General features: G+C 63.5%; 14 protein-coding genes. 4 read left to right on the top strand and 10 right to left on the bottom strand.

Annotated features, from left to right (window positions below; translation table 11 throughout):
* Positions 1-65 precede the first annotated feature (65 nt).
* Entirely contained in the window at positions 66-791 is a 726-nt protein-coding gene (locus AB6O04_RS06865; protein WP_368563173.1) for a ThuA domain-containing protein, read from the top strand.
* Positions 792-1,069: 278 nt separating this feature from the next.
* Here AB6O04_RS06865 and AB6O04_RS06860 read toward each other — a convergent pair whose 3' ends face one another.
* The 8 genes from AB6O04_RS06860 to AB6O04_RS06825 all read right to left on the bottom strand — a co-directional run bounded on the left by AB6O04_RS06860 (position 1,070) and on the right by AB6O04_RS06825 (position 9,520).
* Positions 1,070-2,116 carry a DUF4380 domain-containing protein gene (locus AB6O04_RS06860; protein WP_368563083.1) on the bottom strand — a complete coding sequence of 349 codons (1,047 nt, stop codon included), beginning with the start codon at positions 2,114-2,116 and terminating at the stop codon, positions 1,070-1,072.
* A 236-nt stretch (positions 2,117-2,352) separates the two neighbouring features.
* Positions 2,353-3,651, bottom strand: a complete 1,299-nt coding sequence (locus tag AB6O04_RS06855) for a DUF58 domain-containing protein (RefSeq protein ID WP_368563082.1) — start codon at positions 3,649-3,651, stop codon at positions 2,353-2,355.
* 136 nt (positions 3,652-3,787) lie between these two features.
* A complete protein-coding gene (locus tag AB6O04_RS06850) occupies positions 3,788-4,771 on the bottom strand; it encodes an AAA family ATPase (RefSeq protein ID WP_368563081.1) in 984 nt (327 codons plus the stop codon).
* Complete coding sequence (locus AB6O04_RS06845; RefSeq protein ID WP_368563080.1) at positions 4,768-5,940, bottom strand: DUF4350 domain-containing protein; 1,173 nt, start codon at positions 5,938-5,940, stop codon at positions 4,768-4,770. Before AB6O04_RS06845 ends, AB6O04_RS06850 begins: the two co-directional genes overlap by 4 nt.
* The gene (locus tag AB6O04_RS06840; RefSeq protein ID WP_368563079.1) at positions 5,937-7,499 is read right to left on the bottom strand and encodes a DUF4129 domain-containing protein; all 1,563 of its coding nucleotides are present in this window, start codon (positions 7,497-7,499) and stop codon (positions 5,937-5,939) included. The genes AB6O04_RS06845 and AB6O04_RS06840 overlap by 4 nt, the downstream gene beginning before the upstream one ends.
* A complete protein-coding gene (locus tag AB6O04_RS06835) occupies positions 7,489-8,490 on the bottom strand; it encodes a stage II sporulation protein M (protein ID WP_368563078.1) in 1,002 nt (333 codons plus the stop codon). The genes AB6O04_RS06840 and AB6O04_RS06835 overlap by 11 nt, the downstream gene beginning before the upstream one ends.
* Positions 8,487-9,167: an RDD family protein gene (locus AB6O04_RS06830; RefSeq protein ID WP_368563172.1), complete on the bottom strand. Its 681-nt coding sequence runs from the start codon at positions 9,165-9,167 to the stop codon at positions 8,487-8,489. The genes AB6O04_RS06835 and AB6O04_RS06830 overlap by 4 nt, the downstream gene beginning before the upstream one ends.
* A complete protein-coding gene (locus AB6O04_RS06825; protein ID WP_368563178.1) occupies positions 9,167-9,520 on the bottom strand; it encodes a hypothetical protein in 354 nt (117 codons plus the stop codon). Before AB6O04_RS06825 ends, AB6O04_RS06830 begins: the two co-directional genes overlap by 1 nt.
* On the opposite strand from AB6O04_RS06825, the gene AB6O04_RS06820 reads away from it, so the two are divergent.
* Positions 9,438-9,707, top strand: coding sequence for a YkgJ family cysteine cluster protein (locus AB6O04_RS06820; RefSeq protein WP_368563077.1), 270 nt, complete (start codon positions 9,438-9,440; stop codon positions 9,705-9,707). The two genes, AB6O04_RS06825 and AB6O04_RS06820, sit on opposite strands and share 83 nt — an antisense overlap.
* Before the next feature lie 120 nt (positions 9,708-9,827).
* Here AB6O04_RS06820 and AB6O04_RS06815 read toward each other — a convergent pair whose 3' ends face one another.
* Complete coding sequence (locus AB6O04_RS06815) at positions 9,828-10,367, bottom strand: gamma carbonic anhydrase family protein (RefSeq protein ID WP_368563076.1); 540 nt, start codon at positions 10,365-10,367, stop codon at positions 9,828-9,830.
* Between the two features lie 56 nt (positions 10,368-10,423).
* On the opposite strand from AB6O04_RS06815, the gene AB6O04_RS06810 reads away from it, so the two are divergent.
* Positions 10,424-11,827, top strand: a complete 1,404-nt coding sequence (locus tag AB6O04_RS06810) for a coniferyl aldehyde dehydrogenase (RefSeq protein ID WP_368563075.1) — start codon at positions 10,424-10,426, stop codon at positions 11,825-11,827.
* Positions 11,828-11,905: 78 nt separating this feature from the next.
* Positions 11,906-12,673 carry an exodeoxyribonuclease III gene (xth, locus tag AB6O04_RS06805; RefSeq protein WP_368563074.1) on the top strand — a complete coding sequence of 256 codons (768 nt, stop codon included), beginning with the start codon at positions 11,906-11,908 and terminating at the stop codon, positions 12,671-12,673.
* A 291-nt stretch (positions 12,674-12,964) separates the two neighbouring features.
* Here xth and AB6O04_RS06800 read toward each other — a convergent pair whose 3' ends face one another.
* Positions 12,965-13,222 (bottom strand): GlsB/YeaQ/YmgE family stress response membrane protein, encoded by a 258-nt coding sequence (locus AB6O04_RS06800; protein ID WP_368563073.1) that lies wholly within the window; start codon positions 13,220-13,222, stop codon positions 12,965-12,967.
* Positions 13,223-13,241 lie beyond the last annotated feature (19 nt).

The following is a 13,241-nucleotide window of genomic DNA, read 5'->3' as shown; positions in this document are numbered from 1 at the left end:
GGTGGTTACGCTACGATCGACCCATGAACAAGATCGTCTTACTGCTTGCGCTCGCATGCGCGCTGATGGCGGGTCCAATCCGCGCGCAACCGCAATTCAAAGTGCTGGTCGCGGCCATTCCCAACAAGTACCACCACGATTACGCCGTGGTGGCGAAGCCATCGTTCGAGCAGATGGCGCGCCAGCATAATTTCGAACTGGTCTGGGCTTGGGATGCACGACCCTTCGACGGTGATTTGTCGCCGTATGCCGCCATTGTCTTTCTCAACACGCCAGGCGAGGAATTGAAGGGCGAGCAACGGCAGCGACTGGAGAACTATATGCGTGGGGGCGGCGGTGTGATGGCGGTGCACCGCGCTTTGATCGCAACGCCTGGCCAGTGGCCCTGGTTCGAGCGGCTGATCGGCCGCCCTTTCCGCACGCATCCGTACATCCAGACCGCCGCGATCGATGTGGTGGATCGCAATTTCCCCGCCACCCTCTCGCTGCCGGAACGCTGGCTGTGGACCGACGAATGGTACGAATACGGCGAACCGTCTTCGCCCGATCTGAAGGTCGTGCTGACCGTGGACGAGTCCACCTACGACCCCACGCTGATCTGGCCCGGGCAAAAAGCCGAAGGCATGGGCAAACAGCATCCGGTCGCGTGGTATCACCACTTCAGTGGCGGGCGCGTTTTCGTTACGGCTTTGGGGCATACGCCAGAGCTGTATGGCGACTCGGTGTATTTGGCGCATCTCTACGGCGGTATCTATTGGGTCGCCACTGGGCGTGGTGTCCAGCCGAATTGACTCGAACTCTGGTGCTGTTTTCCGTAGAGCGGAGCTTGCTCCGCTGCTCTTGGGCTTTAGGCATGAAGGTCGAAGAGCAGCCGAGCAAGCTCGGCTCTACAATCCGATGCACACTTCTCGTAGAGCCGAGCTGCGCCCCGCGACGGTGCCGAGTCAGCGGTAGTGAGCCGTCGCAACGGCAGGCGATAGCGAATAGCCGTTGAGAAACCGCTTCTCGGAGTCTCCGAGACCGGTGCTCCACTAGCAGCGGAGCAAGCTCCGCTCTACGAAAAAGCCCGTCATTGCGCGTGCTTATCCGCGCGACAAAGCTCAGGCATCTCCAGCCGCTTGGCCGCCTCCCCGCACAGGAACGCGACCTGCGCTTCGTAAGTATCCGCACCGCCATAAGCCAGTACCGTCCACGACTCTTCCGCTTCCATCGTCTCCTCCGGCTGCAGCGTGCGGTAGGGCGCGTGCACTTCCATCTCCAATAGTCCCTTGCTGGCATCCAAGGTCTCGTCGAGATAAAGCTCCACTTGTCCTTGCTCCGGATGAATCAACGAGCGCGCACGATGCGGGAAACGGATAATGAAGAGTTGATCGCCGGCAAACCCCGCCATCCATCCCTCGGACGGTTGCAGGAATACCTTGCCGCGGCGCCCACTCATGCCGTCCGGCAATGGCCGGCGTTCGAACGAGAACAAGCCATCCTGGATGCGCGGCAGCAACTCGCCGATTGTCGCGCCGGCGGATGATTCCACGCGCACGTCCTGCTTGCTGGCGACCGGTACGTAAACCCGGGTGGTGGGCGATACTCGCGTGTTGAACCACAGGTCCCACGCTACCGGCGTGTCGCGGATATTGCGGGCCTGCACGTGCAACACCGCGGTATCCGATCGATCCGGACTCAAAGCGAACGTCTTGCGAAGTTGCACACCCGAGACCGGGCTGGGTACGCCTTCCAGCACCAGACGCTTGCTGGTGCGCTCGACAGTGCGGGTGTTGGCGAACGCCAGGTACGGATCCGGCGGCCAATTCGCTTTGGCGTCGCGGCGCACCGGGTTGACGTGCTGCCGTGTCCACCATTGGCTTTGCGGCCCCAGCCATACATCGTGGCCGAGATAACCGATATCGCCGGCCGTTGCGGAAACCTCGGGATTGGGCTGTGCGGTGAGAGCTTCGCCCACCTTGAGCAGATTGCTGCGGCCTTGCAGCGAGAACCCCAGTCCCCGGCCGCCCAGTTGCGGGGTGACCTCCAGGACTACGATCCCGTTGTCCAGCCGCACGGTTTCCACCGCGGATGCCGCCAGTGGCAACCACATCAGAACGCCTGCCAGCCAACGCATCAAGAATTCTCCACACAGGTGCCCGGGCTCACTTTAGCAAGGTCAGCCTTACGAGAGCGCGGGATCATGTAGAGCGGAGCTGCGCCCCACGATAGCCCCGAGTCAGTATCAATCAGGCCGTCGCAACGGCGAGTGATAGCGAATAACCGGTATCGCGCTTCTCGTAGAGCGGAGCTTGCTCCGCTGCTCTCCCGCCCGCGTGCGTAAAGCCATAGAGCAGCGGAGCAAGCTCCGCTCTACAACAACCCCGCCCGCTTCGCGGCCAGATACCGCTCCACCAACGCAGCCGGCAGCTCTTCACTGGAGACGTCCAGCACCATTACCCGGTGGCTACGCAATGCGTCGTGCGCGGCGGCACGCTGCTCCAGATAGCGCGCCGCCGCGCCGGCATGGATGGCGCCGTGCAAGTCGTTGACGTCCCGGTCCAGCGCCTCGTCCAGCGAGCGCTCGCGCAGGCTGGCGACACAAACCAGGTGACGCTTCTGCAACAGCCGCACTGCGGCCAGCAGGTCTTCGATATCTTCATCGCGTACGTTGGTCACCAGCATCACCAGCGAACGCCGACGCTGGCGCAACGACAGCTCGGTGGCGGCGGCGAGATAGTCGGTCGCCACCGCCTGCGGCTGCAGGTCGTAGCTGGCGCGCAACAGGGTGTCGATGGCGGCCATGCCACGTTGCGGCGCTACCCAGCGACGATCGCCGCCGCTGGCGAGCAACCCGACGGCATCGCCCTGACGGAGCGCCAGATAAGAGACCACCAGCGACGCATTGAGTACATGGTCGAAATGCCCCAGCTCGTCTTCGCGTGCCAGCATGCGGCGGCCGGTGTCGATCATCATGACCAGTTGTTGGTTCTTCTCGTCCTGATACTCGCGTGAGATCAATTTGCGCGAACGCGCCGTGGCTTTCCAGTCGATCTGACGCATGCTGTCGCCGACACGGTATTCGCGCATCTGATGAAAGTCGGTGCCTTCGCCGCGCCGGCGCTTGAGGTGGGCACCGACCAAACGCGACGCCTGCTCCGCACTGAACAGCGCGAATTTCGTCAGCGGTGCGAAATTGGGATACACGCGCACGCGCTGCGGCGCGCCGGCCACGCGCGATTGCCGCCACAAGCGCAGTGGCGAGTGCAGGCGCAACTGTATGCCTTGGAACCACGCGTCGCCACGCATATTGGGACGCAGGCGGTAACTGAAGCTCGTTGCGGTGGCGGGCGCCAGCTTCAACCGCTGCGGCAGGCCTTGCGACGGCCAGGCGCCGGGATGAAGATCGAACAGATCGACGCGTTGCCGCCTCAGAGATTCCACCCGCAGGACCACGTCGCGCTCAATGCCCAGCGGCAGTGCTTCCGGAATTTCCCGGAACACCTGCGGCGTGGCGCGGCGCCGCAGCAGCATTGCATCGGCCGCACAGAGAAGCAGCAATACCGCGCCGGTGATTTGCCATGCCACTGCGGGCACGCCGAAGAACAGCACCGCCAAGCCGGACAGACCCCACAGGATCAACAGTGCGATCAGCAGCGGCGCGGGCCTCATGGAATCTTCCTTGTGGGAGCGATGTAAGTCGCGACCGCAGCCCCGCGGGCATCTGTGAACTTTCCGCAGGTCGATATTTCACGGTCGCGACTCACATCGCTCCCACAGAAATGGACCATCGCGGATAGGCCAAAAATCATTTCCGCGGCGCTTCCACTTTGGCGAGCAATGCATGAAGCACATCGTCCGGCGATTGGCCTTCGATCTGCAATTCCGGCGCCAGCATGATGCGGTGACGCAAGGCGGGCTTGGCGATATCGCGAACGTCATCAGGCGTGACGAAGTCCCGCCCTTGCAGGACTGCCTGCGCACGCGCCGCACGGATCAGCGCGATGCTGCCGCGTGGGCCCGCGCCCAGGGAAATCCCCGGCCATTTACGGGTGGCGGCCACAATGCGCACCGCGTAGTCGACCACTTGCGGATCCACCGCCACCTGCGCGGTACCGTGCTGCATGGCGGCGATATCGTCCGGCCCCAGCACCCGCCGCACCTGCGACAGGTCGAAGTCGCCCGCCGTGCGGCCGGTGGTGATGGCATCGACCATGCGCTTCTCGTCTTCCAGCGCTGGGTAGTCGATCAGCACCTTCAAGAGGAAGCGATCCAGCTGCGCTTCCGGCAATGGATAGGTGCCTTCCTGTTCCACCGGATTCTGCGTAGCCATGGTCAGGAACGGTGGCGACAACATGAAAGACTTTCCTTCGATGGTCACCTGGCCTTCCTGCATCACCTCAAGCAATGCCGATTGAGTCTTGGCTGGCGCGCGGTTGATCTCGTCGGCCAACAGCAGATTGGTAAACACCGGCCCGCGGCGGATCTTGAAGCTTTCGGTTTTGGGGTCGTACACGGCATGGCCGCTGACGTCGCTGGGCATCAAGTCGGGGGTGAACTGCACGCGGGCGTAGGTGAGCTCCAGCGCTTGCGCCAGCGCACGCACCAGCAGCGTCTTGCCCAGGCCCGGCACACCCTCGATCAGTACGTGCCCACCCGCCAGCAACGCGATCAATATCTGATCCAGTACCTCCGGTTGCCCAATGAAGGCCTTGGCTACTTCCTCGCGTACGGCGGCGGCACGTTCGGCGAGCGTTTCGCCGGTCATTGGAGCGGCAGCGGTATCGTTCATAGTCGGTTTCTCAGCTGGATCAAAGTGGAAATACGGTCGCGGAAGGCTTGTTTGTCGTGCCCGGCAGGCGTCTGCAAAGCGGTGCGTACAACGCTGTCGCTCAATCCGAAGCGTTCGGCGATAGCGGCAATCTGTGGTTCCCCACTTAGTGCAGCCGCCACCGGATGGCGACGGCGCAGCCTCGCGAAGAATGCGTTGCGCACCGCGCTATACAGCAGCACGCCGCGGCCATAGCGGAACAGATGCTCACCGCTGGCCCGCACGTGTTCCAGTAGCGAGCGACGCTCAGCGACCGGCGCCGGCCATTCAGGGCCGAAGCGCTGCATGCGTGTCCATAGCCAACCCAGCAGCGCGATAAGCAACGGCAACCAGACCATCCAGCCTTCGAACAGCACGCGGCGGAACAGCGACGGCATCTGCGCCGCATACACCAGATGCACGGTTCCGTGGCCATAGTTCGGCGCCAGCACCTGCCGCGCCAACGCGCGATGCGGACCGTCACGCAGACCGCCCTGGGGCGGTTTGGTCAGGTCGCCACCGAAGAGGCCTTCGTTGGATCCGCCATTGAGCATGAAGTCGAAGTCGGCCAGCACATCGACATGGCCATCTTCGTAAGCCATGCGTGCGTACACGAAGCCATCGCTGAAATCGCCCCACGACAACTCGGGTTCGACCTCATCGAAACCGAACCGGCGACCGCTGCAGAACTCGACGTGCTGGTCTTCGCCTTCCACTTTGAACGGTTGGCATTCGGCCGCGTCCGCCATCGGTACCACGCCCACCGCATCCAGCATGTCCGCGTACGGCTCGCCGCCGCGCGTGAACGGCGGCGTGCGCAACAGCAGATGCCCTCCGCCAGCTACCCAATCCAGCAAACGATCCACTTCCGGTGGCGACAGCGTGCGTGGATCGTTATAGATCAGCAGCGTGTCGCGCGGACCCAGCGTGTGCTCGGCCAGGTTCAGCCGTTGCCGCGCCTGTACTTTCACGCCATCGGCCAACAGTGTCTGCTTCAGCGCATAGAGCGGGTTGTAGCCGGCTTCGCCGTGCGGCGGCAGATAGAGCACCCTGTCGACGCGGTGATGCGTATGCAGGAACCAAGCGACAGCAGCAGCGGCTATCCCCAGTACCAGCAGCACGATCAATGCGATACGCCAGAAGCGGTTCATGCCGCCCATCCGTAACGCTGCTGAAGCTGCGCAATCAAGGCTTCGAATTCTTCTTCGGCCGGCAATCGCTGCGCGTAGGCGGCGTACTGCCAGACCCGCACGATACGCGCGAACGCGCTACGGTCGTCGGCATCCGGCATCCGCCGCGATGCACGCAGGCACTCGGCTTCGGTCGCGCCGGGCGGCAATACGGCGTTGATTCGCGTGCTCATGCTTTCCACGCTGGCGCGATACAGCAGCGCCAGGGCATGACGCGGCTTGCCCTCGCGCCACAGCCTGCGTGCGGCGGCCGGGACGTTGTCAGGCAACAGTTCCGGTACAAGGAGCGCTTCGGTTTCCACGTCGGCGTGGCGCGCGGCCCGGCGCTTGTAGCCGCCGCGCATCCATGGAAGCCAGTAGCGCATCGTCGCCAGCAGCACCACGACCAGCACCAGCGCCACCAGCCATAGCGCCCATTCGCCCAGCAGGGCGAAGAAGCCAATGATGCCCTGCAGCCATTCGGGAAGATCACTCCGCTTGGGTTCCTCCTCCTTCTTGGCGTCCTTTCTTTCCCAAGTGGTTTGAGTGCGTTTTCCCCTCAGCAACGGATCCTGATACGCCTTGTCGGCGGCCTTGCGAAAGCGTTGATCGTCCACGCGCTGTTCGCCGAATACCTGCGGCAAGGTCGGCGCAATCGGAGGCTCGTTCTCTTCGGAATTCTCGGTGGTAGAAGACGACGGCGGCGGCACGTCCCGCTCTTGCGCCCAAACCGTATTCGTTGGTCCCGCCAGCAGGACCAGCAGCAGAAGCGGTGATGCCGCGGCGGCGAGGCGTGCGCGCAACTTGCGGAACGCGATCTCCACATCCCACGCTTCGATCTGCGTGCGGCGATTGAGATAAAGACCAAAGCCGGCGCCAACGAAGAAGGGCTCGACAATGCTGGTCGCCAGCCACAGGAAGGCGTTCCAGGCGAGCTTCATCCAAGCCGCCGGTTGTTCGCCGATCAGCGCCCAGGCCGCCTGGAAACTATCCGGCAGATAGCTCACCGGCAGGTACATCATTACCGCCACCACGCAGCCCAGCACCAGGGCGCTCTCGAAATGCAGGCACACCAGCGTCAGCAGCGCCGCATTGCCGTATGCCATGCCGCCCAGCACGCTTCGGCGCTGGCGCATGCGTTCGCCACCCACGCCTTCCAGCAAATCGACGGGCAGATACAACGAACGAACCGGGCTGAAGCGACGCCAACTGAGATAGTGCGGCATCGGCGCCCAGCCCCAGCGGCGTTGCGCCTGCAGCGTCTCTCGCACGCCAGGCACGGAACCGAACACCGCGCGCGACACCACGTACAACGGGATACGGTCGAACACCGGCTTCAGCCACCACATCAGCAACGCGGCCAGCCAGAACAGATCCAGTGCCCACGCCGCTGCGTTCAACAAAGCGAATACTGGCAGCGTCACCAGTAGCCAAGGCTTCCAGATGGCCGCGGCGTGCCGCCGTACCAGCGCCATGCCAAGCTCCACCGCTTCCCAGGCCGAACGCGCACGCAGGCGGACGGTCAGTTGCTCAAGACGCATCGCTGCCACCTCCGCGTCCGCCGCGCCACAGCCACAGCAGCACCAGCGTCCACAGCACGCCCGACACGCTGTACTTCACGGTCGCCGGGATCGACTGCGTGGACGACCAGAACGCTTCGATGAAAGCGGCGATCAACAGCATGGTGGCAATGCCCACGCACAGCTTGGCGCCCTTCACGCCTGCCGCGACCAGCGCATCGATGCGCCGTTGACGGCCCGGCGCGATCAAGTTGAGACCCAGGCGCAGGCCCGCGCCGCCAGCCAGCACGATGGCGGTGAGTTCGAACGGCGCATGCCCGGCGACAAAGCGCCACAGCGGATCGCCGGAGCCGATCTGGTGCAGATGGCCGAATGCCGTGCCGATGGACACTCCGTTGACGACCAGCACTAGCAACGCGCCCACGCCGGCCAGCAGGCCGCCGGCGAACGTCTTCAAACCGATGCTGATGTTGTTCCAGATATAGACACCGAACATCTGCCAGTCCGTACCGCTTTCGCGGCCGAGCTTGTGGTTGGGATCGCTGGGGTCATACATGCGTTCCAACCCGGCGATATCCTCCGGCGCCATCACACCATGGACCAGTTCCGGGTAGTACTGCAGCAGCACGAACATCAGCAGCAATGGCCCCGCGAACAACACCGCCGCGGCCCACATGCAACCAGGTTCGCTACGCACCAGCCGCGGAAAATCCGCCAACAGGAATTCCGCCGCCCGCCGCCAGCGCGGCGGCGGCGTGCGATACAGCAGGTTATGGCCACGCTGCATCAGTCCTTGCAGACGGTCGACTACCGCCGGGCTGTAGCCGCGCTTGCGCGCCAGCGCCAATTGCTGGCAGATGCGGCGATAGCGTGCAGGGATGTCTTCATCGGTCGCCACACCGGTATTCGGTGTGCCGCGAGCGTCGCGCGCACTGCCGCCACGGGTCTGCAGCCAGTGTTCAAACGCTTTCCATTCGGGCTGATGCCGTGCGACGAACTGCTCTTGTCTCATCGGCGCCCCAACAGCCAGTTGGCCATGCCGTACAGCCGCAGCACGCCGGGTTGCCCGCGCGTTTCGGTGAGTGGCCCCGCGATGTCGGCCAACTCCACCTGCCGGGCGGGCGTCAGCAACGGCGCGCGTTCGCCGAACGCGACCACCGCTGCCTGTTCGTCCGGCTGCAGCATCAAGGGTGGCGCATAGACCGCATTGATCGGTGCCGGTGCGTGGTCGCGGTCCTGCTGTACATGCACCACGAGCGTTCCTGCCACCATGTCGCCAAGACGCCGGCCATGCGCATCGGCAAGACTGGCGATCAATCCCACTGCGTAGCCGAACGGCAACATGTCCACGGTGCGCAGCAGATTGCGGGTGATCGCCGCCAGCCAGCCCAGCGGTGCACCATCGGCCGATACCACCTGCAGTCCCATCGCTTTTTTGCCGACGGTCTGGCCGTTCCAGGCGGCCTCCAGCACGATGGGATACGCCCAGTACACCAGGAACAACGCCACCAGATAGATGCCCTGGCCCACACGGCCCAACAACGCCAGGATGGTCCCCAGGATGACGATGATGCCGATGCGGATAGCCAGATCGATCGACCACGCCACCGCACGCGGCACCGGACCGGCAGCCGGCAAATGCAGCGCCACGCCTTCGGGCGTGATGACCTCGCGATAGGTATCCAGCATCAGGCGATCGCCATGGCGGCAAAAGGCCATCGAATTGCGAATGCGGTAAGCCACGCTTTTGTCATTGGATCGTCACGAACGACAAAGGGCACCGTGAGCAGCTTGCCAATCTCCGGGCGCACGACGCCGCTCACCTGCGAAAAGGCACGCCGGCGCCGAGTGCAACGTAAAGATCTGGATTTGTGTTTTGCGCTTTCCATGCGTGCTTCCCCTGTGCCGCCGACTTTAACGGTCGCCGCTGAGTTTGCCCAGCCCGGCTTATAGTGGCGAATGAAATCCGACGCCTTTCCATGCCGTAGCGGCTGTGGCGCCTGCTGCACGGCGCCCTCGATCGCCTCTCCGATTCCCGGCATGCCGCTGGGCAAACCCGCCGGCGTCGCATGCGTGCAGTTGGACGATACCTATCGATGCCAACTGTTCGGCAAGCCAGAGCGCCCCGCGTTCTGCGCTTCCCTGCGACCCGGCCCGGAAATGTGCGGCGCCAGCCGCGGCGAAGCAATGGCGTTTCTCTCCCGCCTGGAGCAACTGACGCGCCCTTAGCAACGGAATTTTTGTAGGAGCGCCGTCCCCGGCGCGAGCTCTTTCTGTCAGGTGGCGATAAAAGCGAACAGCTCGCGCCGGGACGGCGACTCCTACCGGGCCCTGCTGTTCCGCCGCGCCTTACGGCTCGCCGGTCAAATAGCGATCCTTCAACCGCACATAGTGGCCGGACGAATAGTGCAGGCTCTCGATTTCCTTGTCGGAAAGCTTACGAGCGAAGCGGGCAGGGTTGCCCAGCCACAGTTCCGCTTCGCCGATCGTTTTCCCGGGACCGATCACCGCACCGGCACCGACGAAGCCGTACTTCCTGATTGTCGCGCCATCCAGGATGCAGGCGCCCATGCCGATCAGGCACAAGTCCTCGATGGTGCACGCATGGATGATGGTGCCGTGGCCGATGGTGACGTCAGCGCCGATCAAGGTCGGATACCCGGCTTGGTTATACGGGCTGTGATGGCTGACGTGGATGATGGTGCCGTCCTGCACGTTGGTGCGCGCACCGATGCGGATGTGGTTGACGTCGCCGCGTATGACCGTGCCGGGCCATACGGAAACATCTTCGGCCAGCTCAACATCGCCGATGACGGTAGCGGCCGGATCGACGTATACGCGCGGGCCAAGGACGGGAAAACGGTCAAGATAGGGGCGGATGGCGGTCATCCGGTCATTGTAGCGAGCGCGGCCGCGCGGCCCCGACTACACTCCGGCGTATGGACATGCCCACCGATTCCGCCATCGCCGAACTCGCGCCCACATTGGCCCGCCTGCGCACCGCATGGCAGGCGCGGCGGCCCGATTACACCCAGCGCAAGGACGATCTGCAGCGATTGCGCACCGCGCTGAAGCGCAGGCTGGACGAAATGGCCGACACCGTCGCCGCCGACTTCGGCCACCGCTCCCGGCATGAAACGCTGATCGCCGACGGCATGACCGTGTTGAACGAGATCGATCACCTGGCCCGGCACCTGCGCCGCTGGATGAAGCCGCAGCGGGTGGGAGTGGGCTGGCGGTTCTGGCCGGCGCGCGCCGAGGTACGTGCCGAGCCGGTAGGGGTGGTGGGTGTGATCTCTCCTTGGAACTACCCGGTCAACCTGGCGCTGATTCCGCTGGCGACCGCGATAGCGGCGGGCAATCACGTCTATCTGAAGCCTTCCGAACACACGCCGCGCACGGCCGAGTTCTTGCGCAGCCTGCTGGCGGAAGTCTTTCCCGCAGACCGCGTCGCCGTGGTGATGGGCGGCGCTGAGGTGGCGGGGGCATTCGCCGCTTTGCCGTTCGATCATCTGGTGTTTACCGGCTCCACCGCGGTGGGCCGCAAGGTGATGGCCGCGGCCGCGCCCAACCTGACGCCGGTGACGCTGGAGCTGGGTGGTAAATCGCCGGCCATCGTCTGCCGCGACTACCCGGTGGAGCAAGCAGCGGCGCGGCTGGCGACCGGCAAATGGTTCAATGGCGGCCAGACCTGTATCGCACCGGACTATATCCTGGTCGATGCCGATCGGCGCGATGCGCTGGTGCAGGCCCTGCGCGATCAAGTCCAGGCACGCTATGGAGGGCTGCAGGACGCGCGCGACTACACCCGCATCATCAACGACAGCCAGTACATGCGCCTGAGCGGCTATCTGGACGATGCGCGCGCGCGCGGACTGGAGATCATTCCGCTGGCCGGCAACGGCGATCCACAGCAGCGTTTGTTTCCGCCCACGTTGGTGCTTGAACCTGGCGATGACGCTCGCGTGATGCAGGAAGAAATCTTCGGGCCGATCCTGCCGATCCGCTCGGTTCGCTCGGTGGACGAAGCCATCGACTACGTCAATGCGCATGATCGTCCCTTGGCGCTGTATCCCTTCAGCCACGATCGCGCAGAAGTAGAAAAGATTCTCCGTAGCACCTTGGCCGGCGGCGTCACGGTCAATGACACGGTGCTGCATTTCGGCATCAATGCGTTGCCGTTTGGCGGCATTGGCCCCAGCGGCATGGGTGCCTATCACGGCCGTGCCGGCTTCGATGCTTTCAGCAAAGCCCTGCCCATCCTGTGGCAGTCGCGCCGCGCCGGCAGCGATCTGTTGAAGCCGCCGTATTCCCGCGTGCAACGCTTCATCGACTTCATCATCCGCTAGTAGGAGCGGCGGGGCGCCCCGCCGCTCCTACCCAGCGGAGGACCGCTCCTACGTCATGTCTTGGCTTAGAATCCCCGCATGAAAATCGCCAGCTGGAACGTCAACTCGCTCAACGTACGCCTGCCCCACTTGGAGCAATGGCTATTGTCCTTCGCGCCCGACATCGTCGGCTTGCAGGAAACCAAGCTGGAAGACGCACGCTTTCCGGACACGGTGCTGGCAGGCATGGGCTACCGCAGCGTATTCATCGGGCAGAAAACTTATAACGGCGTCGCCATCGTTTCGCGCGAGCCGGCCACCGATGTGCAGATCGGCATTCCCGGATTCGACGACGAGCAGAAGCGGGTCATCGCGGCGACGGTCGGCGACGTGCGCATCGTCAACCTGTATGTCGTCAATGGCCAGGCCGTGGGCACCGAAAAATACGCCTACAAGCTCCGCTGGCTCGATGCCGTGCACGATTGGTTGGCAGATGAGCTGCAGCGGTACCCGCGCATGGTGGTGCTGGGTGATTTCAACATCGCTCCGGACGAGCGCGACGTCTATGACGCGAAAGTCTGGAACGATACGCACATCCTCACGTCCACCGCCGAACGCGACCAGTTGAAACGGCTCTACGCACTGGGCTTGCATGACGCTTTTCGCCTGCATACCGACGAAGCCGGTGTCTTCAGCTGGTGGGACTACCGCCTGGGCGGCCTGCGCCGCAATCTGGGCCTGCGCATCGATCTGACGCTGGTGTCGGATGCCTTGCGTCAACAAGTTGTCGCCGCGGGTATCGATCGCGAGCCACGCACCTGGGAACGCCCCAGCGATCACACGCCCGCCTGGGTGGAGCTGCGCTAAGAGCCTGTTCCCGGTCTCGGAGATGCGGCCGGTATTCGGGAAAAACAAGGTCGTCATTCCGGCGAAAGCCGGAACCCAGTGTCTTTAGCTCTTAGGAATTCTGCCTCGGCCAACGAAAGTCGCTGGGTTCCGGCTTTCGCCGGAATGACGAACCTCTTTTTTTTGATAGCGACGGACTTCATTCGGGATCGTCAAACCAACCACTAAGACAAAGGCCCGGCGAACCGGGCCTTTGTTTGCCACGAACCTTGGGTGCGTCTCAAAACGCGCACGCGGCCGCAGCTAAACCATCTACCTCGCTCGTCCGCGGGTGAACAGGTTGACGATCAGTAGCAGTACCACTGCACCGATGAACGCCGTGATCAGGAAACCAACCCAACCACCGCCAAGGCCCAGGCCTAAAGTCGGCAACAGCCAACCGCCCAGGAAACCGCCGATAATCCCTACTACGATGTTCAAAAGCAGGCCTTGCGAAGAATCGCGTTTCATGACGATGCTCGCCAACCAACCTGCCACGCCGCCGACAATCAGGTAAATAATGAAATTCATGCGCTCGTCTCCTTCCTTA

It is taken from the genome of Pseudoxanthomonas sp. UTMC 1351 (genome assembly GCF_040948865.1).
Taxonomy (GTDB): Bacteria; Pseudomonadota; Gammaproteobacteria; order Xanthomonadales; family Xanthomonadaceae; genus Pseudoxanthomonas_A.
Note: the sequence above shows the minus strand (reverse complement) of the source record. Positions and strands in the feature narration are given on the sequence as shown.

Bases quoted from the DNA above. Each gene is read 5' to 3' on its own strand.
- AB6O04_RS06865 (WP_368563173.1), top strand. From the start codon at position 66: ATGGCGGGTCCAATCCGCGCGCAACCGCAATTCAAAGTGCTGGTCGCG.
- AB6O04_RS06860 (WP_368563083.1), bottom strand. From the start codon at position 2,116: ATGCGTTGGCTGGCAGGCGTTCTGATGTGGTTGCCACTGGCGGCATCC.
- AB6O04_RS06855 (WP_368563082.1), bottom strand. From the start codon at position 3,651: ATGAGGCCCGCGCCGCTGCTGATCGCACTGTTGATCCTGTGGGGTCTG.
- AB6O04_RS06850 (WP_368563081.1), bottom strand. From the start codon at position 4,771: ATGAACGATACCGCTGCCGCTCCAATGACCGGCGAAACGCTCGCCGAA.
- AB6O04_RS06845 (WP_368563080.1), bottom strand. From the start codon at position 5,940: ATGAACCGCTTCTGGCGTATCGCATTGATCGTGCTGCTGGTACTGGGG.
- AB6O04_RS06840 (WP_368563079.1), bottom strand. From the start codon at position 7,499: ATGCGTCTTGAGCAACTGACCGTCCGCCTGCGTGCGCGTTCGGCCTGG.
- AB6O04_RS06835 (WP_368563078.1), bottom strand. From the start codon at position 8,490: ATGAGACAAGAGCAGTTCGTCGCACGGCATCAGCCCGAATGGAAAGCG.
- AB6O04_RS06830 (WP_368563172.1), bottom strand. From the start codon at position 9,167: ATGCTGGATACCTATCGCGAGGTCATCACGCCCGAAGGCGTGGCGCTG.
- AB6O04_RS06820 (WP_368563077.1), top strand. From the start codon at position 9,438: ATGAAATCCGACGCCTTTCCATGCCGTAGCGGCTGTGGCGCCTGCTGC.
- AB6O04_RS06825 (WP_368563178.1), bottom strand. From the start codon at position 9,520: ATGCCGGGAATCGGAGAGGCGATCGAGGGCGCCGTGCAGCAGGCGCCA.
- AB6O04_RS06815 (WP_368563076.1), bottom strand. From the start codon at position 10,367: ATGACCGCCATCCGCCCCTATCTTGACCGTTTTCCCGTCCTTGGCCCG.
- AB6O04_RS06810 (WP_368563075.1), top strand. From the start codon at position 10,424: ATGCCCACCGATTCCGCCATCGCCGAACTCGCGCCCACATTGGCCCGC.
- xth (WP_368563074.1), top strand. From the start codon at position 11,906: ATGAAAATCGCCAGCTGGAACGTCAACTCGCTCAACGTACGCCTGCCC.
- AB6O04_RS06800 (WP_368563073.1), bottom strand. From the start codon at position 13,222: ATGAATTTCATTATTTACCTGATTGTCGGCGGCGTGGCAGGTTGGTTG.